This window comes from Streptomyces sp. NPDC127108 (genome assembly GCF_042677545.1).
Taxonomy (GTDB): domain Bacteria; phylum Actinomycetota; class Actinomycetes; order Streptomycetales; family Streptomycetaceae; genus Streptomyces.
In genome coordinates this window covers 38,871-62,841 of sequence record NZ_JBHXTE010000037.1, presented here as the reverse complement: position 1 = coordinate 62,841, position 23,971 = coordinate 38,871, and the positions used below count along the sequence as shown (strand labels likewise).

The following is a 23,971-nucleotide window of genomic DNA, read 5'->3' as shown; positions in this document are numbered from 1 at the left end:
CGCAGGCCACGGCCCATCCGGCCGACCCCCTGACGGAACGGGGGCCAGCCGGATGGACACCGTGGCGTGAGCCTTACGACTGCGCTTCCGCGCCGGTGAATTGGTAGAGCTCGGGCACCGAGACCTTGATCGGCTCCTGTGTGGTGCGCGCGATCACGACGACCACGGGCTCGACCGGGTCGGGGTTCTCCTCCCGGTGCGGCACGAACGGCGGCACGAGCACGAAGTCACCGGGATCGGCGGTGATCCGCACCTCCCGCGTGCCGTCGTGGAAGACGAACACGGGGTGGCCGCTGACCACGTAGATCCCCGCCTCCGACGCGCCGTGGTGGTGATTGTCCGTCGAGCTCAGCGGCGGGTTCTCCACCCGCCCCATCCAGAGTTTCCTGGAGCCGACCGTGCCGCCGCTGATGGCGGCGTAGCCGTCCAGCTCGTCGGAGCGGACGTGGCGGACGCGGTTGTTGAGCGGCGCGTCGCCGCCCGTGCCCCGTGCGGATCCGATGTCTTCGCGGGTGGTCATCGCCTGTCCTCCTGATGGTGTACGAGGGCCCGTTGGCCGGACACCAGGTTGCGACGACCACGGCAAGAACGACAACTAATGTTGCCGCAATGGCAAGTTGCGCTCGGTGCAGAGCGCCCGGGTGACCATGCCGGTCGCCGCCCGGTGCTGGGGCAGCGTGTCCGCGGCGGACGTGCTCCACTCGGTGGACATCGACGCGGTGACGGCGACCCGCCCGTCGTCGCTGACGGCGTTGCGGGTCATGTAGCCGATCTCGTCCCCGCCGTGGCTCCAGTACCAGCCCCCGCACGGCAGCTTGCTCTTCATCAGGCCGAGGCCGTAGCGCGCCCCGGGGTAGGGCACTTGGAACTCCTTGTTCAGCGGGACGGTGCGCTTCATCTCCTTGAGCTGCGCGGGCTTCAGGACCTTGCCGCCGAGCAGGGCGCGGAAGAAGCGGTTGAGGTCGGCGGTGGTGCCGATGAGGCCGCCCGAGGCGTTGGCGTCCTTCAGGAGGGTGACGTCCACCAGCTTGGGCGCGGTCGCGAAGCGCTGGTAGCCGCGGGCGTGCGGCGTCCTGATCGCGGGTGAGTCGTCCGGGTGGTACGTGTGCCGCAGGCCGAGCGGCTCCAGGAGCCGCTCGCGCACCTCGGTGTGCCAAGTGCGGCCGGTCGCCTTCTCGATGACCATGCCGAGCAGCATGTAGCCGACGTTGGAGTACGCCCAGCCCCTGCCCGGCCGGAAGTCGGGGCGGTGCCGCATGGCCCGCTCGACGAGCTGGCGCGGGGTGTAGGGGTCGAAGCGCTTCTCGTAGTAGGCCGCCGCGCTGTCGAAGCCGGGGTAGTCGTCGTGGATGCCGCTGGTGTGCTGGAGCAGTTGGCGCAGGGTGATGCGTCGGCCGTCGTTGCCGTTGCCGCGCACCAGGCCGGGCAGCCAGCGCTCCACGGTGTCGTCCAGGGAGAGCTTGCGCTCGGCGGACAGTTGCAGCACGACGGTCGCCACGAAGGTCTTGGTGTTGCTGGCGATGCGGAAGTAGCCGTCGGCAGGCACCGATCGGCCGGTACGGATGTCGGCGGTGCCGCTGGTGACGGTGCGGGGGCCGGACGTGGGGGTGGTGCGTCCCCCGCTGATCCGGGCCTGGACGCCGATCGCTCCGGTGGCGCGCACGGCGTCGGCGTCGCGCTGGAAGTCCGAGTGCGCGGCCCGCGCGGAGCCTTGGGAGCCAGGGTGTCCCGTCTCGCCGGGGTTCGCCGAGGCGAAGGCGGGCGGGAGCGCGACGGCGGCCGCGGCGAGGGTGGCCGTGACGGCTAGGGCGGCTCGGGGGCATCGGGTCGCCCTCCGGTTTCGGGGCGGGTGTGCGGGCATGCGGAATCCTCCGGGGTTGTCGTGGGGGGCCGTCGACCGCTGCCGGTCGTCTCGTCGGCTGGCGCTGACGCTACGGACGGGGGCCGTGGTGGGACGTCCTGCGTGAGGAGGGGACGGCCGGGCAACTTTGGTTGGCCTCGCGTGCCGGGCGGAGTGGCCGGTCGTACGCTGACGCGAGGTTCTGGACGCGCTCTTCCGGACGCGCGGGGCGGAGAACGGGGGCTGCTCGTGACGGGGACAGGAACGGCGCCGGTACGGAAGGGGCCCGCTCCCCCGCGCGGCGCGGACTCGCCCGTGCCGTCGGTCCGCGAGGGTCGGCAGGCCCGGGAAAGCGGTGCGTGGGCTCAGGCTTCGACACAGGAATGGACACGAGCATGGGCGTGGTGCGCGCCGCTGCGGCGCAGGCTCTCCGGGCGCCCCGGCGACGCGCTGCTCGCGGCCGGGCTGACCGTCCTCGCGGTGCTGCTGCGCCTCGAGCACCCGCTGCCGCACGGCGTCGCGGCGTCGACGCTCGCCGTGGGACTGCTGGTCGGCGCGTCCGTGCCGCTGGCGTGGGCGCGTACACGGCCGGGGCTGGTCCTCGCCGTGAGCGTGGGCTGCTATCTGCTCGGCGAACTGCTCGACCCCGCGGGTGACAACGCCCAGTCCGCGCTCCTCGCCTGCTACGTGATGGCGCGCCGCGCACCCGTGCCGCACAGCCTCCTCGCCCCCGTCGCCATGACCGTGGCCTTCCTCGCCCCCGAACGGATCGGCGACCGCTTCCACCTGCCGCCGTCGCCGCCCCCCGAAGTGCCGCTGGCCTTCGCCGACATGGTGGTGGCCGCGGGGATCTCGACGGCCGTCTGGCTGCTCGGCTCGTCCCGGCGGCGGCTGTACGCGGACGCGGAGCGGCTGCGTGACCTGGCGGCGCGCCTCCGCGCCGAGCAGCAGCTCAACGCCCGCCGGGCGGTGACGGCGGAGCGCACCCGTATCGCCCGTGAACTGCACGACCTGGTGGCCCACCACATCAGCGCGATCGCCCTCCAGGCCCGCGCCGCGGGCGTCGTCCTGCCCGACGACCCGCACGCCGCCGGCCAGGGCGTGACGGCCATCGGCGAGGCCGCGGACGTCGCGCTCGAGGAGATGCGCGGCCTGGTGTGCCTGCTCGCGGACCCGCCGCCCGGCGCCGGGGAGACGGGCCCCGGCGCGGAGGCGGCGCTCGGCGCGGAAGCCGACCCGGGCGCGGGGCCGTCGCCACGACACCACGCGGATCCGTCACCGGAGGCCAGCGGGGGTCCGCTGCCGGAACCGTCCCTGCGCCACGTCGACCGGCTGGCGGCCGAATCCACGGCGGTCGGCTGCCCCGTCGCGCTCACGGTGACCGGACCGGTCGCGAGCCTGGCGCCCGCCGTGCAGGTCTCCGCGTACCGAGTGGTCCAAGAAGCCCTCTCCAACGTCCGCAAGCACGCCGGTGCGGTGCGCGTACGCGTCGACATCACCTGGCAGGACGGCCTGTTGACCGTCACCGTGGTCAACTCGGCGCCGACGGCGGCGGATCCACCGCCCTCGATGCCCGGCTCCGGGCTCGGCCTGATCGGGATGCGGGAACGCGCCGCGCTGTTCAAGGGCACGCTGCGGGCGGGGCCCGACGAGAGCGGCGGCTGGTGCGTCGAGGCGACGTTCCGCGCCGCGGCGCCGGACGCGGCACGGCGACGTACCGGAACGGGGTCGCACTGATGGCGGCGGTCCGCGTCCTCACGGTGGACGATCAGGAGCTGGTCAGGACCGCGCTGCGGGCGATGCTCCGGCGCACCGCCGTGGAGGTGGTGGGCGAGGCGGCGGACGGCGAGCGGGCCGTCGAGGCGGCGTTCGCGCTGCGTCCGGACGTGGTCCTCATGGACGTGCGGATGCCGGGCATGACCGGGGTGGAGGCCACCCGGCGGATCCTCGACGGCTGGCCGCACCCGGGCCCCCGGCCACGCGTGCTGATGCTGACCACCTTCGACCTGGACGAATACGTGCACGCCGCGCTGCGCGCGGGGGCGAGCGGGTTCCTCCTGAAGAACACGACGCCGCAGGCGCTGGTCGAGGCGATCGGCGTGGTGGCGGCGGGCGAGGCGATGCTGGCGCCCACGGTGACCCGGCGCCTCATTCGCGCCTTCTCCGACCTGCCGCCCCCGCTGCTGCCCCGCGCCCCCTCCCCCGCCCCGGGGACCGGGACGGGAGCGGACGGCCCCCTCGATGCCCTCACCGCCCGGGAGCGGGAGGTCGCCCGGCTCGTCGCCCAGGGCTTGTCGAACGCGCGGATCGCGGCCGTCCTGGGCCTGACGCAGACCGGCGTCAAGAGCACGGTCAACCGGATCCTCACCCGCCTCGGCCTGGAGAACCGCGTACAGATCGCCGTGCTGGTCCTCACCACCGAACCACCGGAGGACGCGACGGAGACCACCGGCACCACCGACTCGCTTCACGGGGAGGGGAGTTCGTAGTCGACCCGTGCGGAATACCGCCCGGACACCCGAAGTTGCAGGCGACATGAGAGCCATAGGTGTCCATGAGTTCGGCGGCCCGGAAGCACTGCGGGTCCTGGACCTGCCCGAACCGCAGGCGGGCCCCGGTGAGGTCCGCATCCGCGTGCACGCGGCCGCCGTCAACCCCACCGACGTGATGCTGCGCACCGGCGGCCACGCCGTCCGCATGACCGACCGGCGGCCCCCGTTCGTGCCCGGCATGGACGCCGCCGGAGTGATCGACCAGCTCGGGCCCGGAGCCGACGACCGGCTCGCCGTGGGCCAACGAGTCGTCGCCATGGTCCTCTTCACCAGCCCGCACGGCGGGGCCTACGCCGATCAGGTCGTGGTGCCCGCCGCTTCGGTGGTACCGGCGCCCGAAGGCGCGGACTTCCCCGCCGCGTCCACCCTCCTCATGAACGCCATGACGGCACGCCTCGCCCTGGACGCCCTGGCCGTGCCGCAGGGCGGGACCGTCGCCGTGACCGGTGCCGCGGGTGCCGTCGGCGGGTACGCGGTCGAGCTGGCCAAGGCCGACGGGCTCACCGTGATCGCGGACGCCGCCCGGCCGGACGTCGAGCTGGTGCGCGGATTCGGCGCCGACCACGTCGTGGAGCGCGGCGCCGAGTTCGCCGCCCATGTGCGCGCTCTGGCCCCCGACGGTGTCCCCGGCCTCGTGGACGGTTCGATGCAGACCACCGAGGCGGTGCCCGCGATCGCCGACGGCGGGGCCCTCGCCGAGCTGCGGGGCTGGTCCGGACCGGCCGAGCGCGGCATCCGGGTGCATCCGGTGATGGTGTCGGACGGCATCACCGACACCGCGAGCCTCGACGCGCTGCGCCGCCGGGCCGAGGACGGCACCCTCACGCTGCGCGTGGCCGAGGTGCTGCCCGCCGAGGAGGCGGCCAAGGCCCACCGGCTGCTGGAGTCGGGCGGCCTGCGGGGCCGACTGGTCCTGGACTTCTCCTGAGGGCGGCGGCAGCCGGACGCGCCGGTCCGTCCGGGCCCTGGCTGCCGCCATAAGGTGAATCCCGCGCCTGACGGACAAGAGGCCGAGATGGCCCGGACGACACCGCCCGAGACGGGGGTCGCCGGGGCGTTGGCCGAGCAGATCAGGGAACCGGTGCGTCGGCAGCACGGCAGGGCGGGGGCCTGATGGCCGGGGCGCGCTTGACCTTGACACGGTGACAAGGTCTTCACTGCGGTCAAGGTCATCACCGTGTCAAGGAGGTGGTCCCGATGACCCTGCCACTACAGGACACGGATGCGCTGCGCGCGCTCCAGGGGCTGGAGGACGGCAACTCGTCCGTGCGGCTGCGGGCGGCGCTGGCGGTCGGCACGAACCCCGACCCGCGTTTCCTCGACAAGCTCGTCGAACGATGCGCGATCGAGCCCGAGTTCTCCGTACGCGAGATGCTGACGTGGGCCCTCACCCGGCACGCGGCGTCGGCGACGGTCCCGGCGCTGCTCGTCGAACTCCGCTCGGAACGCGCACAGGCACGGAGCCAGGCGCTGCACACGCTGTCCAAGATCGGCGATCGGCGGGCGTGGCCCGCGATCACGCGGGCGCTGCTGTCCGACGCCGCCGACGAAGTGGCGCGGAGCGCCTGGCGGGCGGCGGTCGTGCTCGTACCCGAAGGCGCGGCACCCGAGCTGGCCGCGGAGCTGTCGACGCAGCTCGGGCGTGGCGGGCACGAGACGCAGCTGAGTCTCAGCCGGGCGCTGATCGCGCTGGGTGAGGCGGCTTCGTCGGCTCTGCGTGCCGCGATGACGGATCATGACCCGCGCGTGCGCGAGCACGCCATCGCCACGGAGCGGCTGTCGCGCGACCCGGACGCCGGATTCGCGTTCGCGGTCGAGGAGGCCAAGCGCGTCATGGTGCTGGGCACGACCGGCCAGGAGGAGTGAGGAGTGACGCGTGAGGGTTAGGGAGTGAGAAGTGACGAGTGAGGGTTGGGGAGTGGGGAGTGACGCGCCGTGCTGATCGGTGAGGTGGCCCGGCGGTCCGGGGTCAGTGCCCGCATGCTCAGGCACTACGAGTCCCTTGGCCTGCTGCGGCCGACGGGGCGTACGGGCGGCGGCTATCGGGAGTACGCGGCCGAGGACATCCGGCGCATCTTCCACATCGAGAGCCTGCGGGCTCTGGGCCTCTCCCTGCGTGAGGTCGGGTACGCGCTCGACGACCCCGGCTTCACGCCCTCGTCCCTCATCGACGACCTCGTGGACCAGACGCGCGAGCGCATCGCACGTGAGACGGCGCTGCTCACGCGGCTCCGCCGGATCGGTGCCATGGAGCCCGCCGCCTGGGAGGACGTCCTCCAGACCGTCGCGCTCCTCCAGGCGTTGGGGTCCGAGAACGCCTGGAAGCGCCAGCGCGCGGCCCTGTCCTCCGTCGAAGAGGTTCCGGTGCCCGTGGAGGCCCTGGTGGAAGCGGTCCTGAGCGAGGCGGACCCGATCGTCGCCGGGGCCCTGCGATGGGCTCTGGCGCAGTCCGGCGACGGCGCGCTGCCGCTGCTCGCGGAGGGCCTCGGCTCACCGGCCGCCGACGTCCGGAAGCGGGCCGTCCAGTCCATCGCCGAGATTCCGCACGACGAGGCCACCACGGTGCTGCGGGACGCGCTGACGAACGCCGACCTCGTGGTCCGCAGGTGCGCGGCCCTCGCGCTCGGCGCCCGCGGAGTCGCCGACGCGGTTCCGACGCTCGTCGACATGGTCGTCGAGCAGGCGAACGACGTCGACGCGGCCGACGCCCTGAGCGCGCTGGCGAGCGGTCCCGCGTCGGCGGACCAGATCACGGCCAGGCTCGTCGACCGCCTCACCGGCGGCGCCGTCGACGCGTCCGCACGGCTGCGGCTGACCCAGGCGCTCGCGGAGATCCCGGGGGCCGCGGCGTCCCGTGCTCTCGCGGATCTGTCCCAGGACGAGGACCGAACCGTCGCGTTGACCGCCGCGTACATCCTCAAGATGCGCGAGGCCCCGTAGCGGTTGAGTTCCCGGGGTACCACGAGCCCGGGCCCGGGCCCTTCCAAGCCCCCCGCAAATCCCCATCCAAGGCCCCTTCCAAGCCCTGGCACGTACACCTGTGATCGCAGGATTCGTGCCGACCGTGCCACACTGCCCCCGTGCCGCCCTTCAAGACCATTGCCGCGTACGCCCCGCCCGGAGTCGGCATGCTCGCCGTGGGTGTCGTCTGTGAGGTGTTCGCGCCTCGCGGGGCGGCCTTCCCTGCTTTCGACTTCGCTTTGTGTGCCGACGAGCCAGGAGCGCTGGCGACGGACTCGAACGTGCCGCTCACGGTCGAGCACGGCCTGGACCGGTTCGCCTCCGCCGACCTGCTGATCGCCCTGCCCGGCACCGACTTCCGGACCCCGCCCCCGCCCGCCGTGCTTGACGCGCTGACGGCCGCGCACGAGCGGGGCGCCCTGGTGGCGGCCCACTGTGTCGGCGCGTTCGCGCTGGCGGCTGCCGGGCTCCTGGACGGCCGCCGGGCGACCACGCACTGGCGGTTCGCGGAACTGCTGGCAGGACGTCACCCGGAGGTCACCGTCGAACCCGACGCCCTCTACATCGACGAAGGGCACATCGTCACGGGCGCGGGAGCGGCCGCGGGCTTCGACATGTGCCTCCATCTGCTGAGGCGGGAGTACGGCGCGGCGATGGCCAACGCCATCGCCCGCGACATGGTGCTGCCCTCGCACCGCGACGGCGGTCAGGCCCAGTACCTGACCGCACCCGTCCCCGAGGACTGCCAGGACGAGCGCCTCGCCGAGGTACTCGCCTGGGCTCGCGAACACCTCCACGAACCGCTCCCCGTCGCGGAACTGGCCCGGCGCGCCACGATGAGCAAACGCTCCTTCGCCCGCCGCTTCACGGCCGCGACGGGCACCACGCCGCACGCCTGGCTGCGCAACCTGCGCCTCAGCAGCGCCGAGGAACTCCTGGAGACCACCGACCTCCCGGTCGAGGAGATCGCCCACCGGGTCGGCTACGGCAGCGCGGCCGTCCTGCGCGAACAGTTCGTACGCCGCCGCGGGGTGCCCCCACGCTCGTACCGGCGCTCCTTCACCAACGCGCTGTAGTTCCCGAGGCGGTGAGGGCCCATCGTCCGCACATTCCCCGACCTACCATGCGCCCATGACGATCACGTACGACTGGCGCGGCGCTTTCGACAACGGCGAGGTCAACGCCCTCCACGCCGAGGCCTTCGACCACGTCGTGTTGACCATCGACTGGCTGGCGCAGGTGCGTCGGCACAGTCTGGGGTGGGTCTGTGCACGGCGGGACGGGGAGCTGGTGGGGTTCGTCAACGTCGCCTGGGACGGGGGTGTGCACGCCTTCGTGCTCGACACGATGGTCGCCGCGGGCGGCCGCCGGGCAGGGGTGGGGAGCGAGCTCGTGGCGGTCGCGGCGCGCGAGGCCCGGGCGGCGGGCTGTGAGTGGCTGCACGTCGATTTCGACGAGCACCTGCGGGACTTCTACTTCGACGCCTGCGGCTTCGAGCCGACGGACGCGGGCCTCATCGCGCTGCGTTGAGGCGCTGGCCCGCCTGCGGCCCGTGCCGCGGGACGACGGGACGACGGGACGACGGGACGACGGGAGGGGAACGTAGGCTGTTCCCGCCCGGTCCGGCACCGGGCGGGGGCAGCTGATGAGACGAAAGTTCCTCCCTACGGGCTCGGGACCAGTTCGCAGGGTGTGGCCTTGCCCCGGATGCCGTAGAAGCTCGTGAAGCCGCTGTCGTTGCCGGGGTAGAACCCCGTGCCACGCTCCATCACCATGGTGTCGCCCCGGTGGAAGACCAGCTTCCACACCTTGCCCTTCGGGCCGGGCCCGCCCCGGTGCTTCTCGGCCTGGTCGGGCCGCGTATCCCCCGGCTGTCCGCCCGCGCCGTCGCCCTTGCCGTCCCGCTCGGCGGAGTTGAGCAGGCTGATGACGGTGTTGCCGATCATCTCGCCACGCGGCATACGGCAGGCCTTGCCCTTGGGCACCTCGTCCACCGACACCCGGACCCCGGCCGCACGCAGCTTGGCGGCCAGTGCCTCCTGCTGTTCGATGTCGAGCGTCAGATCGTTGACGGTGACACGCACCGCACCATCGGAGAGCCGCTCCACGGCGTACGCGGCCCCGCCCCCTTCGCCACCCGGCACGACGATCGCCGTCACGGTCGCCGCCGCGCAGGCCACCAGGACCGCGCCCGCCCGCATCGGCGTCAGAATCCGTCGGCGCACCGGCGCCACCGACGGCCGCGATCCGGCCCCGGCCGCCTGGAGCCGTACCTCGCGCTGCAGTTCTTCCAGCAGCCGGTCCTCGAATGTCTGGGTGCTCATGACTCTCCCCCCGCGTAAGCGATGTCGGCGGTACGTGACTCGGCCTGCCGCGCGTGATCGACCGGCTTGCCGTGCTCGGCCCGCCCGTGCCCCGGCTGCTCCCCCGCGAGCTCTTCGGCGCCGCGCAGCTTCCGGCGTGCGCGGTGCAGCCGTACGCGGGCGGCGACCTGGGTGGTCCCCAGGGCCGCCGCGGCCTCGCTCACGGTCAGCTGGTCGACGGCGACGAGTTCGAGCACGGCGCGTTCGCTCTCGGGCAGATCCGCGAGCAGTTCGAGGGCGCGCCGCCCGCCCCGCTCGGCGTCGAGCTTCTCCTCCAGGCGCGCGATGTCGTCGTCGAGCAACCGCCGCCCCGCGATCCGTGCCCCGAGTCCGGCCTGCCGCGAACTGCGCCGGTACTCGGCACGGACGACGTTGCGGCCGATCCCGAACAGCCAGGCCGCCTCGCTCCCGAGCCCGGGACGGTACCCGTCCGCGGAGTCGACCACCGCGAGAAACACGTCGGCGGTCAGATCCGCGACGGTGTGCGGATCGCTCACCCGCCGCGCCACGAACCGCGTCACGGCGTCCACATGCCGCCGGTAGAACTCCTCGAACACCTGAGGGTCCCGCAGCCCGCCCCCGGGCGGCCCGCCGCTGCTTCTGTTCCTGGTCCCCATCACTCTCCTCGTCGCCGTGATCGATCCTCACTGATCCTGCGTACGACCGTTCTTGGCCGGAGAGGGCACGGGCGTTACATCCCCGAGGATGCGGGGACCGGCGTCGGCAGCGGCGGGCGGGCGATCAGTCGGTGTAGGTGAAGCCGATGGACGCGGTCATCGCGTTGCCGCGGGCGGTGGCGATCTGGACGGGACCGGCGTCCGGGTACGCGGGCGCGGTGAACGTGACGTGGCCGTCGTCGACGACACGCACGTCGGTGGCCGCGACCCCGCGGAAGCCGCCCGCGGTCGGGGTGCCCACCAGGACCTGGGTGGTGCCGGTCAGGCCGCCGCCGGTCAGGGTGACGGGGAAGCCGCCCTTGACGGAGCCGGTGTCGGGGCTGACGGCGGTGAGGGCGGCCGGGATCGGGCTGAGCGGCGCGCTGGCCTTGATGAACTTCACGGTCACGTAGTGGTTGCTGTCCATCGTCACGCTCAGAGAGTCCGCCCGGGTGGGCTGGACCTTGCCGTCGACGATCCAGCGGTCGATCTTGTAGCCGGAGTCCGGCGTGGCGGTGACGGTCACCTGGTCACCGGCGGCGAACAGACCCGTGGAAGGGGCGGAGACCTTGCCCCCCGTGCCGTCCTGCGGCACCGCGGTGAGGGCGTGCCGCTGAGGAGCGCTGCTGCCGACGGGCGTGCGGTAGTTGGCGAGGACCGGGCCCGTGAGGTTCATGACGCGGGTGGAGTCGGCGGGTTCCGGAGATCCGAGGGCCACGCCGCGCGGCTTTCCGTCGTACGTCTGACGGGGGTTGGAGAACCACATCTTGTTCTCGCACTTGTCCTCGTCGTCGCAGCTCATGTTGTAGCCCATGATGTCGACCCAGGTGCGGTCCGCCGGCAGGAAGCCGTGGTTGTCCGGGTAGTACGGGTTGTAGTTGCCCGCCCGGTAGTTGTCCTCGTCGGGGTCGATCGGGTCGGTGACGTAGTCGTGGTTGAGGCCGAAGTTGTGGCCGATCTCGTGGGCGAGGTGGTGGGTGCCGAAGGTGTCGGCCTGCTGCGCTCCGAAGCCGGTGTCGTCGGTGCTGTACTTGGCGTTGTCGCCCGGGATGAGGCGGGGCAGGGAAGGCGTCATGCCGGTGCCTGCCGTGTACTCGCCCTCGGGAGGCGTGAACTTCGACAGGACGTGGACGAGGTCGGCGCCCTTCGCGTCGCGGGTGGCGCGGACGCTGGTGGCCCAGTCGTCGGAGTAGCGGGGATCCTCCGGATTGGCCAGCGCGTTCGTCATGCCGTCCATGTCGGCGGCCTCGCCGCTCCAGCTCGGCGTCTCGAACGTCCCGAGGAGGTTGAGGCGGGCCTTCACCTCGCTGTCGGCGAACGCCAGGTTGCTGCCCTCGACGGCAGCTTTGACCTGGAGTTCGATGGCGGCCACACCGCCCTCGGTGTTCGTGGCCGTCTCCGGGGTGTACCCGATCAGGACGTCGATGACCGGATCCGCCGGTTCGGCACGTCTGCTGGGTGGCGCCGCAGGTCGAGCCGGCTTCGCCAGGCGCAGGCCGTCGCGTACGAGGGGTGTCTGGCGCGCGGTGTCGAACGACCGGATGCGGGAGACGCCGGGCCGGACCGCCTCCAGGGCGTAGCGCACCCGGCCGTCGTGGATCTCACCGGCGACCCGCGGCCTGCCTCCGGCACAGGCACCGTCGACCGCGAGGGTGACCGGCCGGTCGGGGTGCCCGGCGAGGTGCCCGCTCCACAGCAGGGTGCCCTCCCGGTCCCGCGACACCTTCTTCGCGGTGGCGGTGACGCTCTTGCCGTCGAACAGCGGCAGGTTCCGCCGGTCGGGGGCCGCGACGGCGCCGCGACGGCACAGGGCCACGAAGGCGTTCTCGGCCCAGGTGACCTCACCCGAACGGAGCTGGCCGGGGAGGCCGGACGTCGGCGTCCCGGGGCTCGGGGCGGCGGGGCTCGGGGCGGCGGTCAAGGTGGCGGTGAGGGCGGCGACGGCGCCGATGACGATGAACCTGACGGGGGCCAAGGGAGGGCTCCTTCGTGCACACATGCGAACAGCTCGGACATGAGTACGGTCCCCCGGAGCGGGTGGGGGCGCGGGAGGAGCGCGGCCGAATGGCTGCCTGGGCGGGGTGAACGCGGGGCGGGCCCCAGCGGTCGGGCAACGGGGCTTCCGGTCGGGCAACGAGGCCTTCCGGTCGGGCAGCGAGGCCTTCCGGTCGGGCAAGGTGCCTTCCGGTCGGGCAGCGGCGCGAACAGCCGAGAAGGGGGCGCTATCGGTCGAGCAGCGGCAGAGCCGCGAAGGGATGGTCCTGCCACAGCAGGCGGGATGTCCTCTCGGGGTCGGGGACGACGGTCGGGTGTGCGTCGAGGAGTTGGGTCAGGCGCTGTGCGCTGTCGTACGCGGGCCAGCCCGGGTCGCCGTGGGCGGCGAACGCCGTCCACGCGCCCCGGATGTGCGCCGAGAGCGCCTCGGCCTCCGGGGAGGGCCCTTCGCCGAGCAGCGCGGCGGTCTGGCCGTGGGTCAGGTTGCCGAAGACGAGCGGTACGTCGAGGCCGTGGCACGCCCCGAGGGCGCCGCCCATGCCCGGTGCGGACCAGGTCAGTTCGTAGACGTGGGCGCGGCCACCGGCCTGGATCTGGGCCTCGGCGAGGTGGAGGGACGGCATGCGGAACAGCCAGTCCGCGTGGACGCGTTCGTACAGCTCGTCCGGGCCCGCGTCGGGGAGCGCTTCGCGGTAGCGCCGGTGCCCGTCGGGACCGGGGCCGAAGGTCCGCAGCGCGGTCGTGGCCTGCCCCTCGGTGACCTGGCCCAGCGTGCCGTCGATCGCGCCGAACAGCCGGTGCTCGTCGCGCGCGTGGCCGGCGATCAGCTCGATGTCCCGTGCGGCGCCCGCGGCCAGCGCCTCCCAGGGCGTGGCGGGCAGGACGTCGCCGTCGACGACGGCCGCGAACGGGATCGTCCGGTGTGCGGGACGGCCCCAGCGCTCCGTCCACTGGGAGATCTTCGCGGTGACGGCGTCGCCGGTGGCGGAGAGACGGATCGGGTCCACCGTGGCCAGGTCCGCCGCCGTGGGCCGCAGCGCCAACTCGGCGGCGCAGGCGGCCGTCACGTCGGCGGCGAGTTCCGGGGAGAAGTACGTGCCCTGGACGCTCTGTGCGACGGCCCGGTGGAACAGTCCTCGCGCGCGGCCCATCGCCAGCAGCGCGGCGACCGAGCCGCCGCCCGCCGACTGCCCGAAGACGGTGACCCGCCCCGCGTCACCGCCGAACGCCCGGATGTTGTCGCGCACCCACTCCAGCGCGGCGACCTGGTCGAGCAGGCCCCGGTTGGCCGGTGCCCCTTCGATCTGGGCGAAACCCTCGATGCCCACGCGGTAGTTGAACGTCACGACCACGACGCCGCCTTCCCGCGCCAGGCGGCCGCCGTCGTACTCGGGCAGCCCGGACATCCCGATGACGTAGGCGCCGCCCTGGATCCACACCATCACCGGCAGCCCCGCGCCCGCACCCGGGTCGGGCGACCAGACGTTCACCGTCAGCCAGTCGTCCCCGGGCGCCTCCTGCGACAGCGCGTCCATCCCGAACACCCCGGCCTGGGGCGGCGGCGGCCCGTACGCGACGGCTTCCCGCTCCCCGTCCCACCCGAGCGCCGCCCGGGGCGCGGCGAACCGCAGCTCACCGACGGGCGGTTCGGCGAACGGGATGCCCCGGAACACGGCCACGCCCCCTTCCCGGCTGCCGCGCACGGCCCCGGCCTCCGTGCGGACCACCGGAGCGGGCTGGGACTCGGACGACTGGGACGCGGCGACGGACATCACAGCTACCTCTCGGAAGGGAGCGAGTCGGCAAGGAGAAGAAGGGAGAAGAAGGGCCGGGGCGAACGGAAAGAGCCTGTTCGGACGACCACCCCGGTACGCAAGGAGCGCCGACCGCACACGCCGGTGCCAGGAGTACGGCGGTCCGCGATCCCCCGTGCCGCGCTCTCCGTACGCCTCGCGGATCGTCCCACTCGGCCGACGCCGACGCGAACCAATTACTTTGCGGTGCAACGTCCCCTGGAGCGATCGGCAGGGGTAGGGCTGCTTGCCCGCCGGGCCTCGGCCGGTCATGGGCCTGACGGCCGCTGACAGATCGTCAGGCGGCTTGCCAGGCCGCCTCGATCATCTCGAAGATCTCGTCCACGGCGGCCTGCGGGTCGGCCGCGTCGCGGGCCAGCGCATAGGCGTCGATCACGAACCTCGCGATCGTCCGGCAGGCCGTTTCGCTCCGCGCCAGGCCGGGATCGGCGACGAGGGCCGCGCCCAGCGACTCCGCGTGCCGCAGCCGCATCGACTCCTCGTACTCCCGCAAGGCACGTGACTCGTCGATCATGCGGTAGATCGGGGCGGCGCCGTCGGCCGTGCAGTGCCGGACCATGGCGTGGATCTCGCCGCGCAGTGCGGGGATGAGGGGGTCGTCCGGCGCCCGGTCGGTGACCGCCCGCGTGAGGCGCTGCTCGAAGTCGTCGTCCCGCTCGAAGACCAGGGCCTCTTTCGACGCGAAGTGGGAGAAGAGCGTGGTGACGGCCACGTCGGCCTCGGCGGCGACGTCCCGGATGCCCACCGCGTCGTACCCCCGTTCCAGGAAGAGCCGCAGGGCGGTGTCGGCGATCTTCTGACGGGTCGCGGCCTTCTTGCGCTCGCGGCGTCCGGTCGGCGTGGTCATGCCCTGACGCTATCAGGTGCGAATCCGTAACAGTTCCAAAACACTAACCGTTAGTGTTACGGTCGGCGACATGAAGAGAGTGAGCTTCGCCGAGTTCGGCGGTCCCGATGTTCTCCACCTCACCGACGCCGAGGTGCCCGACGCGGGCCCCGGCCAGATACGCGTCGCCGTGCGGGCGGCGGGCGTGAACCCCGTCGACTGGCGGATCCGTGAAGGCCAGTTCCAGCAGGTCCGCCCGGTCGAACTGCCCGCCGGGATCGGGCAGGACGCCGCCGGGGTGGTGGACGCGGTCGGCGCGGGTGTCTCGGGGGTCGAGGTCGGCGACCTCGTGTTCGGGCGCGGCTCGGGCACCTATGCCGAGTTCGCCGTCCTCGCGGCCTGGGCCCGGATGCCCGAGGGTCTGACGTTCGAGGAGGCGGCCGGATACCCCTCCGTGGTGGAGACCGCGCTGCGCGTCATCGGCCAGACCGGTGTGCGACCCGGGGAGACGCTGCTGGTCAGCGGCGCGTCCGGGGGCGTCGGATCGGCGGCCCTGCAGATCGCCCGCGACCGCGGCATCACGGTGATCGGCACGGCCGGGGCCGGGAACCAGGACTACCTGCGTGAGTTGGGCGCCCTCGCCACGACGTACGGCGAGGGCTGGGTCGAGCGGGTGCGGCGGCTCGGCCGGGTCGACGCGGCGCTCGACCTCGCCGGTTCGGGCGTGATCCGCGAACTCGTCGAGCTGACCGGGGACCCGCGGAAGGTGATCTCCATCGCCGACCTCGGCGCGCCGGACCACGGCGTCCGGTTCTCCGGCGTGACCGGCGACGTGCCGAAGGCCCTAGCGGAGGCCGTCGGCCTCATCGAGCGGGGCAAGCTCCACATCCCGGTCGAGAGGACGTACGCGCTCGCCGATGCCGCGGCGGCCCACATCGACTGCCAGGCCGGTCACACGCGCGGCCGCCGGGTCATCGTCATCTGAGTCCGCGTCCCGCCGGGTCACGGGCCCGGCACAGTGCCTTCAATCCAGCGATCCTGCCGGGCCCGTCCGGCAGTCGACGCCCCACGCGAGGAGCCCCATGCGCACTCCTGTCACGATCATCGGCGCCGGACTCGGCGGCCTCTTGCTCGCCCGCGTCCTGCACGTCCACGGCATCCCGGCCACGGTCCACGAGGCGGAGCCGTCCCCGACGGCGCGCTCGCAGGGCGGGATGCTCGACATCCACGTCCACAACGGCCAACTCGCCCTCGGGGCGGCCGATCTGATGGACGAGTTCCGCGCCATCGTCCTGGAGGGCCGCCAGGCGATACGGCTCCTGGACCGCGACGGAACCGTCCTCTTCGAGAAGGCCGACGACGGCACGGGCCAGAGCCCCGAGGTGCAGCGCGGCGAGCTGCGTCAGATCCTGCTCGACGCGCTCCCCTACGGCACCGTCCGCTGGGGCCACAAGGCCACCGGCGTCCGTCCCCTCACCGGGGGCCGCCACGAGGTGGCCTTCGAGGACGGCGCCACGGTCGTCACGAGCCTGCTGGTCGGCGCGGACGGCGCGTGGTCACGCGTCCGGCCGCTGCTCTCCGACGCCGCACCCGCCTACGTGGGCCGGTCCTTCGTCGAGACCTCCCTGCACGACGCCGACACCCGGCACCCGGCCACCGCGAAGGCGGTCGGCGGCGGGACGCTCGTCGCGCTCGACCCGGCCGGGAACGGGAAGTGGCTCGTGGCCCACCGGGAAAGGGGCGGAACCCTCCACGCCTACATCACCCTGGCCAGGCCACAGGACTGGTTCGCCACCATCGACTTCACCGACGCCGCCGCGGCCACCGCGCGGATCGCGCGGGAGTACGACGGCTGGGCACCGGAACTCACGGCCCTGATCACCGCCTGCGAGACCGCGCCCGTCCTGCGCCCCCTGTACGCCCTGCCGGTCGGGCACCGCTGGGACCGGGTGCCCGGGGTGACCCTGCTCGGCGACGCCGCCCACCTCGCGACGCCCAACGGTGAAGGCGCGGGCCTCGCCATGCTGGACGGCGCCGAACTCGGCAAGGCCCTCGCCGCACACCCCGACGACATCGAGGCCGCACTCACCGCGTACGAGCGAGAACTGTTCCCCCGCGGTGCGGCGGCCGCCGCCGCGGTCGCCCACGACCCCACGCCCCAGGAGATGATCGATTTCTTCACCGACCAGGAACAAGCGGGAACCTGACGGCCCCGCACATCGCCCACGGGCCGGGGACCGACCGATCACTTCGCCATGCGGGGCGCGCTCCTCTCGGCCCGGGGCGCCCCTTGCAGCGTCGGCACCACCATCGGCGTGTCCGTCACCGGGTCCGGGATGATCACACTCGGCAGGTCGAAGACGTCCTCGATCAGGTCGGCGTCGACGATGGTGCCGGGGTCCCCCTCGGAGACCACGCGGCCGTCCTTCATGGCGATCAGGTGGTCGGCGAAGCGGCAGGCCTGGTTGATGTCGTGCAGGACGGCGATCACCGTGCGGCCTTCGTCGCGCAACCCGGCGAGGAGGCCGAGGAGTTGGTACTGGTGCGTGATGTCCAGGAACGACGTCGGTTCGTCGAGGAGCAGGCAGGGCGTCTCCTGGGCGAGGACCATGGCCATCCAGACCCGCTGGCGCTGGCCGCCGGACAGCTCCTGCACCGGCCGGTCGGCCAGGTCCTCGACACCGGCGGCGGCCATCGCTCCGGCCACGGCGTCCTCGTCCCCCTGGGACCACAGGGCCAGGAGCGACTGGTGCGGAAAGCGGCCGCGGCCGACGAGTTGGCGGACCTTGATGTCGTCGGGGGCGAGCGGATCCTGCGGCAGGAAGCCGAGTTGCCTGGCCAGTGCCTTGGTCGCGTAGTCGCCGACCTCGCGGCCGTCGAGGCGCACCTCCCCCGTGTCGGGGCGCAGCAGCCGGACGAGTGCGCGCAGCAGGGTGGACTTGCCGCAGGCGTTGGGGCCGACGATGGCGGTGAAGGCGCCGTCGGGGACGTCGAGGCTCAGGTGGGTGGACACCACCCGGTCTCCGTAGCGCAGGGTGATGTCCCGCGCGGTCAGGCGTGCGGTCACGCGCGCGCCACCTCCTTGGTGAGCAGCCAGATCAGATAGCAGCCGCCGATCGCGGTGCTCACCACCCCGACCGGCAGGGCGACGGGGGCGAGGAGCATCTGGGCGATCAGGTCGGCGCCTTGGAGCAGGACCGCCCCGGTGAGCGCGGCGGGGAGCAGCGGCACCCCGGCCGCGCCCGCGAGCCTGCGGCCGATCTGCGGTGCGGCGAGCGCGATGAACGCGATCGGTCCGGCGACCGCGGTGACCGTGGCCGTGCAGCCGACGCCGACGAGGACCATGACCAGGCGCAGCCGGTCGAGGCTGACGCCGGTGGTCACCGCGACGGCGTCGCCGAGCGCCGCCTGGTGCATGGCGTGCGCGCGGGTGGCCATCAGGGCGAGGAGGACGCCGATCACCGCGAACGGGATGCCGAGGTCGCCCCAGCCCACGGCGTTGAGCGAGCCCGCGTGCCAGCCGACCGCCGCGATGGCGACCTCCAGTTCGGCGCGCAGCACGATCCATGAGTTGAGCGCGGTCACCATGGCGTTGACGGCGACGCCGATCACGACCAGGCGCAGCCCGGAGAACCCCCGGTCGTACGCGAGGACGTAGATCACGGCCGCGACGACGAGCCCGCCGAGCACCGAGCCGACGGCCAGTTGCGCGGACGTGCCCGACAGGACGGTCAGGGCGACCAGGGCGCCGGTGTAGGCGCCGGCGTCGAGGCCGATGACGTCCGGGCTGCCCATGGGGTTGCGGGTGAGGTTCTGGAAGAGGGCGCCGGAGACCCCGAGGGCGGCGCCGAAGACCAGGGCGGCCAGGACGCGGGGCAGCCGCCAGTCCTGGATCACGATGGAGGGCTTTGACCCGTTCAGCGCGGCGAACACCTCGCCGGGGCTCTTCCAGGACGCGCCGTAGCAGAGTCCGAGCAGGCCGAGGCCGAGGATGAGGGCGGTGAGGACCGCGACGAGGATCATCGTGCGCCGGTCGGGGCGCAGTCCGACGGCGGACAGGGAGCTCCGGCGCCGCGCGGGGGCGGCTCCGGCCTTGGGTGCGGTCACAGCGCCCCCGCCCCGTGGCGGCGGACGGCCCAGATCAGCATGGGGCCGCCGAGGAACGCGGTCACGACGGCGACCGGCACCTCGCCGGTGGGCAGCAGCACCCGGGATCCGATGTCGGCGACGAGCAGCAGGATCGGGCCGACGACCATCGTGTAGAGGATCAGCCACGGCACCGAGCCCCCGGCAGGCCTGCGGACCAGGTGCGGCACGATCAGGCCGACGAACAGGATCGGCCCGGCCACCGCGGTCGCCGCGCCGCTGAGCACGGTGATCAGGGCCAGGGCGGCGATCCGCACGCGGCCCACGCTCGCGCCCAGCGTGTGGGCGACGCTCTCGCCGAGCGTCAGGACGTTGAGGGCCCGGCTCAGGAGCAGCGCGCCGAGCAGGCACACCCCGATCGCGGTCAACGGCAGGGCGAGAGGGGCCTGTTCGCGGGCCGCGAGGGATCCGACGGACCAGAAGCGGTACGAGTCGAAGACGTCCGGGAGCATCAGCCGCAGGCCCATCGCGACGCCGCCGAGGACCGCGGTCAGGGCCACGCCGGTGAGCACGAGGCGCAGCGGCGAGCGGCGCCCGACCGCGGCGACGAGCAGCGCCGCGAGCACGGAGCCGACGACGGAGAAGCCCAGTTCGCCCGCCTGCCCGCCGGTCAGGCCGAGCGCCGAGCCGAGCGTGATGGCGAACCCGGCGCCCGCGGTGACCCCGAGGATGCCGGGCTCGGCCAGCGGATTGCGGGCCAGCGTCTGGATGAGGGCGCCCGCCACGGCGAGCGCGGCGCCCACGGCGACGGCGAGGAGCGCGCGCGGCGCCCGGACGTCCCGCACGACGACGTGGTCGTCGGTGCCCCGGAAGTCGAAGAGCGCGCGGACGACTTCGGCGGGCGGCACCGAGCGGGCGCCGATGCCGATGCTGACCACGGCGACGACCGCGAGGAGCAGGAGACCGCCGACGAGCAGAGCGACCCGTGAAGTGCCCCTCCCCGGTGCGGTCGTCTCGGGCGCGCGGCCCCCTTGTGCCGTCCCCCCGGGCGCGCGGCCCGCGCCCGTCACCGCTTCAGGAGCGGAGCGAACGACTTGTCGATCGCGTCCAGGGTCTTCATGGCCGACCCGTAGGTCGCGGCCTCGGTGTAGCGCAGCGGGAAGGTCTTCCCTGCCTTGACGGCGGGCAGGTTCTTCCACAGCTTCGAGTCCATGACGTAGCGCACCGCCTTGGGGACGCTGCCGTCGGCCTGGACCGAGTACGTGATGGCGTCGGCGTCGCGGAGCGAGGCCGGCAGTTCCTCGATGGACGGGTACTCGCTGACCGCGTGCGAACCGGGGCCGGGCTTCTTGACCTTGCCGTAGTACTTCGCGCCCATGTCCTCGGCGATGTTCGTGCCCCACGAGTTGCTGAACTCGCGCTGGAAGGTGCCCTTGGCGACCTCGCCGTACGCCCCGACGTGGCCCAGCTTCAGCTCCGGCAGCACGCCTTCGTACTTCTTGGCGAGCTTCGCGGCCTTGGCCTCGTACTGCTTCTGCACGGCGTCGAACTTCTTCAGCGAGCCCGCGGCGTCGGACTGCTTGCGGGTCAGCTTGCGCCACGCGGACGGCACGGTCGGGCCGATCGCCACCACCGGGGCGATGGACTCCAGGCGCTTCACGTCGATGTCGCCGAGGACCGGGGCGGGGACGCCGATGACGATCAGGTCGGGCTCGGCCTCGGCGATGGCCTCGTAGTTGGTCTCCTTCGCCAGCTCGCCCGCCACCTTGGGGAGCTTCTTGTACGTGGCGAGGTCCTTCTTGCTCATCAGCGCCTCGCCGCGCTTCCACGACGAGATGCCGACCAGCGACGCGTCGGCCTCGATCATGGCGGGCACGGCGTAGCCCGTCGCCACCACACGCTTCGGCTCCGCCGGGATGGTGATCTTGCCGTTGTCCGCGGCGAACACCCGGGTCCTGCCCTTGCCGCCGGAGTCCGAGTCGTTCTTGGACGACCCGCACCCGGTCACGACCAGGGCCAGCGCCACGGCGCCGACCAGGGCCGACGATCTACGGATGGACATGTGTTGCTCCTTGCTCGTGCGGGAGGGCACGCCTGGTCCGGCGGCGTCGCCCCGCCCCCCGTTCGGCCGATCGGTCAGTGGTTGTGGACGTGCCCGTGCTCGTGGCCGTGGTCATGGCCGTGCTCGTGGTCGTCGTCGAAGTCGGCGACGCCGCGCTTCCAGTAGCCGGTGATGTCGTGGTCGCCCTTCGCCAGCCGCAGGTCGTCGCGGACCCAGCGGCGCAGCGGTTTGATCTGTCCCGCCTCGCCCGCGGCCCACACGAAGACGCGCTCGCCCTCGGGCACGGTCACGGCGGTCACGGCGCGCGCGAGGGCGTCGCCGGTGCCGGGCGGGCGGTCGCCGCGGTGCAGCCATCGCACCTCGACGCCCTCGGGCGCCGACAGCTCGGTCTCCTCGGTGGCGTCGGCGACTTCTATGAACGCCCAGCCCTTGGCGCTCCTGGGCAGTTCTTCGAGCCAGCGGGCGATGGCGGGCAGCGCCGTGATGTCGCCCGCGAGCACATAGCGGTCGTAGACGTGCGGGACGATCAGCCCGCCGGGCGGCCCGGCGACGTGGATGACGGAGCCCACGTAGACACCGTGCGCCCAATCCGACGCGAGGCCGCCCTCGTGCAGGGCGATGTCGATGTCGATCTCGCCCGTGGCCGGGTCGTAGCGGCGCACGGTGTACTCGCGCGAGGTGGGCACGGGGCGCGGCCAGCGCAGCATGGTCCCGTTCGGCTCGGGCAGCCGCAGCGTGCCGTCGGGCTCCGGGAACAGCAACTTGACGTGTTCGTCGGGCGCGTGGGCCTCGAACCCCTCGGTCTCGGGGCCGCCCAGGGTCACCCGCAGCATGCCCGCGCCGACCATGGTGATGCCCACGACGTCGACCAGGCGGATGCCGATCGGGTAGCCCACCTTCTCGGCGTGCTCGCCCGCGCGGACCTCCGCGATCCGCTCCAGGTGGCGGTGCCGGTGGTCGATCAGGCTCATGCGGCACCGCCCCTCGGCGGTGCCGTCCGGCGCGCAGGCTCGGGCCGTTCGGCCCGTGCGCGGCTCTGCCGGGGCTTCGGTCGCCCTGGTGACCTGGGCGACCGCGCCCGTCCTGCCTCCGCGTTCCAAGTCAGCATGGATTCCCCTCCCCTGATGTGAAACTCAGGCAAGGCTAACCTAATACAGATCTTGGTCTGGAGGTCGGGCCCGGGGTCTCACCCGCGGCCGGAGACCCCGTCGACGACGAAGCTGGTGACCGACTCGGCGGGAACGGTGACCGTGGCCCGCCGGTCGGTGACCCGGACCGGGTCCTGCCGTTCCAGGGCGCCGTCCGCGCTGGTCACGACCGGTGTCACGGTCGCGTCCGGGCTGACGGAGGCGAACTTCGACAGGTCCACCGTCACCGTGCGCTCCGCGCCGGAGGAGTTGACGTGGACGACCGTGGCGCCCTTGCCGTCGGCGTCGAGCGCCGCCGCGCTGGAGGGCTCGTCCACCGTGATGAGGCGGTCGCCCGGGCGGATGTGGTGGGTGAAGTTCCTGGCCGTGTCGAACTTGGTGTTGGTCCTGATGGGGCAGGTCTCCAGGGTGTCTTCGGCCGTGCAGTCGAAGGGGAGCTGGATGCTGCCCCAGTTGCCGCCCTTGGCGCTCTCACCGCCGGGCTTCATGTTGTTGTAGTCCTCGACGGGCTGCCAGAACACCCAGGCCGTGGGCTCCAGTTCACGCAGGTCGTCGATCATGTGCTGGGCGAGGCCCAGGCCCGACCTCATGTCCTCGAAGTCCTGCCCGTCCGGGTCCCACTCCCCCTCGACCTCGCTCATCCACAGCGGCTTGCCCGCGGCCCTGGCCAGGTCCCGCACCGTGGTGCGGCCCGCGGTGCCGTACGTGTGGACGTTGAGCTGGTCGACCAGGCGCCGCACGTCGTCCGGGTAGGAGTTCCAGTTCTCGGCGAACTTGGTGGGGTTGGTCTCGTCCATCGCCGAGATCTTCGCGCGGCTCTTGGACTTCCGCAGCGCCGGGGCCAGCGAGCGGATCACTTGGCTCTGCAGCCCGGGGCCCATGTGCGCGCCCTCCTGGCGCCCGCCGACGGGCTGTCCGTCGGCGCCGAGCCTGGTGCTCCAGTAGTCGGTGTTGGGTTCGTTGAAGGGGTCGAGCGTCTTCACCTTGATGCCGTGTGCCTTCTCCAGGCGCCGGGTGGCGCCCGCGAGGTACGCGGTGAAGTCGTCCACGGAGTCCGTCTTGAGCTGGTCCTCGTTGGCGTCGAAGCCCCCGGAGACGTACCCGCTCTTCGTCATGAACCACGGGGGTGAATTGCTGAAGGTCTCCCAGTGGTCGATCCTCGACTTGATCCGGTCGACCCACCAGCGCTGGGTCCTGTCGGCGTCGCCCTTCCAGTGGGCGGGGTTCGCGGGGTCCCACCACCCGGTGTCCTCGCGGGTGGTGCCCTGCGGAGCCCGCCACCAGCCCTCGACCGCGCCACCGGCCCGGAGGTAGTCCTTGACGCCGGGGGCGTTGCCGCCGCCGATGTTGTAGCGGGCGATGTTGAGGTTCAGCCCGTCGGCGCCGAACAGCAGCTCGGCGAGTTCGTTGCGGATCTCGTCGGGATAGCCCCCGGTGGCGTTGGCGAACCAGACCAGGCTGGTGCCCCATCCCTCGAACTTCTGCTGCGCGTGCGCGGGATCGGGCCGGACGGTGACGGAGTCGGCGGCCGTGTGCTCGGCCGCGGGGGACGGTGGGGCGGCGGCGAGTGCGGTGACCGCGGCCAGGGCGGTGACGCCGAGGACGGTCGGCAGCGGCCGCTTGCGGGTGCCGTGTGCCATCGTGATCCTTTCTGGAGTTGTCACTTCG

Annotated in this window: 21 protein-coding genes and 1 pseudogene; 9 read left to right on the top strand and 13 right to left on the bottom strand. The window is 72.9% G+C overall.

The window, feature by feature from the left end; all coding sequences use genetic code 11:
• Positions 1-73: 73 nt before the first annotated feature.
• Positions 74-520 (bottom strand): cupin domain-containing protein, encoded by a 447-nt coding sequence (locus ACFVHO_RS28170; RefSeq protein WP_385720321.1) that lies wholly within the window; start codon positions 518-520, stop codon positions 74-76.
• Between the two features lie 75 nt (positions 521-595).
• Complete coding sequence (locus ACFVHO_RS28165; RefSeq protein WP_385720317.1) at positions 596-1,861, bottom strand: serine hydrolase domain-containing protein; 1,266 nt, start codon at positions 1,859-1,861, stop codon at positions 596-598.
• Between the two features lie 228 nt (positions 1,862-2,089).
• Between ACFVHO_RS28165 and ACFVHO_RS28160 the strand changes: the two genes are divergently transcribed.
• The 7 genes from ACFVHO_RS28160 (at position 2,090) to ACFVHO_RS28130 (ending at position 8,883) form a co-directional block, all read left to right on the top strand.
• A complete protein-coding gene (locus ACFVHO_RS28160) occupies positions 2,090-3,577 on the top strand; it encodes a sensor histidine kinase (RefSeq protein WP_385720315.1) in 1,488 nt (495 codons plus the stop codon).
• Entirely contained in the window at positions 3,577-4,329 is a 753-nt protein-coding gene (locus ACFVHO_RS28155; RefSeq protein ID WP_385720312.1) for a response regulator, read from the top strand. Before ACFVHO_RS28160 ends, ACFVHO_RS28155 begins: the two co-directional genes overlap by 1 nt.
• Before the next feature lie 46 nt (positions 4,330-4,375).
• A complete protein-coding gene (locus tag ACFVHO_RS28150; RefSeq protein ID WP_385720309.1) occupies positions 4,376-5,320 on the top strand; it encodes an NADP-dependent oxidoreductase in 945 nt (314 codons plus the stop codon).
• Between the two features lie 269 nt (positions 5,321-5,589).
• Positions 5,590-6,258, top strand: coding sequence for a HEAT repeat domain-containing protein (locus tag ACFVHO_RS28145; protein ID WP_385720307.1), 669 nt, complete (start codon positions 5,590-5,592; stop codon positions 6,256-6,258).
• A 69-nt stretch (positions 6,259-6,327) separates the two neighbouring features.
• Positions 6,328-7,332, top strand: coding sequence for a HEAT repeat domain-containing protein (locus ACFVHO_RS28140; RefSeq protein WP_385720304.1), 1,005 nt, complete (start codon positions 6,328-6,330; stop codon positions 7,330-7,332).
• 188 nt (positions 7,333-7,520) lie between these two features.
• Positions 7,521-8,429, top strand: coding sequence for a GlxA family transcriptional regulator (locus ACFVHO_RS28135; RefSeq protein WP_385720454.1), 909 nt, complete (start codon positions 7,521-7,523; stop codon positions 8,427-8,429).
• Between the two features lie 55 nt (positions 8,430-8,484).
• Positions 8,485-8,883 carry a GNAT family N-acetyltransferase gene (locus ACFVHO_RS28130; RefSeq protein ID WP_385720302.1) on the top strand — a complete coding sequence of 133 codons (399 nt, stop codon included), beginning with the start codon at positions 8,485-8,487 and terminating at the stop codon, positions 8,881-8,883.
• Positions 8,884-9,017: 134 nt separating this feature from the next.
• Here the strand turns inward: ACFVHO_RS28130 and ACFVHO_RS28125 are convergent, their stop codons facing one another.
• The 5 genes from ACFVHO_RS28125 to ACFVHO_RS28105 form a co-directional block, all read right to left on the bottom strand.
• Entirely contained in the window at positions 9,018-9,677 is a 660-nt protein-coding gene (locus ACFVHO_RS28125; protein ID WP_385720299.1) for a hypothetical protein, read from the bottom strand.
• On the bottom strand, positions 9,674-10,333 hold the full coding sequence (locus ACFVHO_RS28120; RefSeq protein WP_385720296.1) for an RNA polymerase sigma factor: 660 nt from the start codon (positions 10,331-10,333) through the stop codon (positions 9,674-9,676). The genes ACFVHO_RS28125 and ACFVHO_RS28120 overlap by 4 nt, the downstream gene beginning before the upstream one ends.
• Positions 10,334-10,457: 124 nt before the next feature.
• On the bottom strand, positions 10,458-12,347 hold the full coding sequence (locus tag ACFVHO_RS28115; RefSeq protein WP_385720294.1) for a reprolysin-like metallopeptidase: 1,890 nt from the start codon (positions 12,345-12,347) through the stop codon (positions 10,458-10,460).
• Between the two features lie 247 nt (positions 12,348-12,594).
• A complete protein-coding gene (locus tag ACFVHO_RS28110) occupies positions 12,595-14,139 on the bottom strand; it encodes a carboxylesterase/lipase family protein (RefSeq protein ID WP_385720291.1) in 1,545 nt (514 codons plus the stop codon).
• Between the two features lie 319 nt (positions 14,140-14,458).
• A complete protein-coding gene (locus ACFVHO_RS28105; protein ID WP_385720288.1) occupies positions 14,459-15,028 on the bottom strand; it encodes a TetR/AcrR family transcriptional regulator in 570 nt (189 codons plus the stop codon).
• A gap of 70 nt (positions 15,029-15,098) precedes the next feature.
• On the opposite strand from ACFVHO_RS28105, the gene ACFVHO_RS28100 reads away from it, so the two are divergent.
• A complete protein-coding gene (locus tag ACFVHO_RS28100; protein WP_385720286.1) occupies positions 15,099-15,992 on the top strand; it encodes an NADP-dependent oxidoreductase in 894 nt (297 codons plus the stop codon).
• A 97-nt stretch (positions 15,993-16,089) separates the two neighbouring features.
• Positions 16,090-17,214: an FAD-dependent oxidoreductase gene (locus ACFVHO_RS28095; protein ID WP_385720283.1), complete on the top strand. Its 1,125-nt coding sequence runs from the start codon at positions 16,090-16,092 to the stop codon at positions 17,212-17,214.
• Positions 17,215-17,252: 38 nt separating this feature from the next.
• Here the strand turns inward: ACFVHO_RS28095 and ACFVHO_RS28090 are convergent, their stop codons facing one another.
• From ACFVHO_RS28090 to ACFVHO_RS28065, 6 genes and pseudogenes are all read right to left on the bottom strand, one after another.
• A complete protein-coding gene (locus ACFVHO_RS28090) occupies positions 17,253-18,074 on the bottom strand; it encodes an ABC transporter ATP-binding protein (protein ID WP_385720280.1) in 822 nt (273 codons plus the stop codon).
• The gene (locus ACFVHO_RS28085; RefSeq protein WP_385720451.1) at positions 18,071-19,030 is read right to left on the bottom strand and encodes a FecCD family ABC transporter permease; all 960 of its coding nucleotides are present in this window, start codon (positions 19,028-19,030) and stop codon (positions 18,071-18,073) included. The genes ACFVHO_RS28090 and ACFVHO_RS28085 overlap by 4 nt, the downstream gene beginning before the upstream one ends.
• Positions 19,031-19,110: 80 nt before the next feature.
• On the bottom strand, positions 19,111-20,070 hold the full coding sequence (locus ACFVHO_RS28080; protein WP_385720448.1) for a FecCD family ABC transporter permease: 960 nt from the start codon (positions 20,068-20,070) through the stop codon (positions 19,111-19,113).
• An 89-nt stretch (positions 20,071-20,159) separates the two neighbouring features.
• Positions 20,160-21,155 carry an ABC transporter substrate-binding protein gene (locus ACFVHO_RS28075; RefSeq protein ID WP_385720278.1) on the bottom strand — a complete coding sequence of 332 codons (996 nt, stop codon included), beginning with the start codon at positions 21,153-21,155 and terminating at the stop codon, positions 20,160-20,162.
• A 74-nt stretch (positions 21,156-21,229) separates the two neighbouring features.
• Complete coding sequence (locus tag ACFVHO_RS28070; RefSeq protein ID WP_385720275.1) at positions 21,230-22,126, bottom strand: siderophore-interacting protein; 897 nt, start codon at positions 22,124-22,126, stop codon at positions 21,230-21,232.
• A 224-nt stretch (positions 22,127-22,350) separates the two neighbouring features.
• Positions 22,351-23,943: pseudogene (locus tag ACFVHO_RS28065) on the bottom strand (glycoside hydrolase); the annotation flags it as partial.
• Between the last annotated feature and the right edge of the window lie 28 nt (positions 23,944-23,971).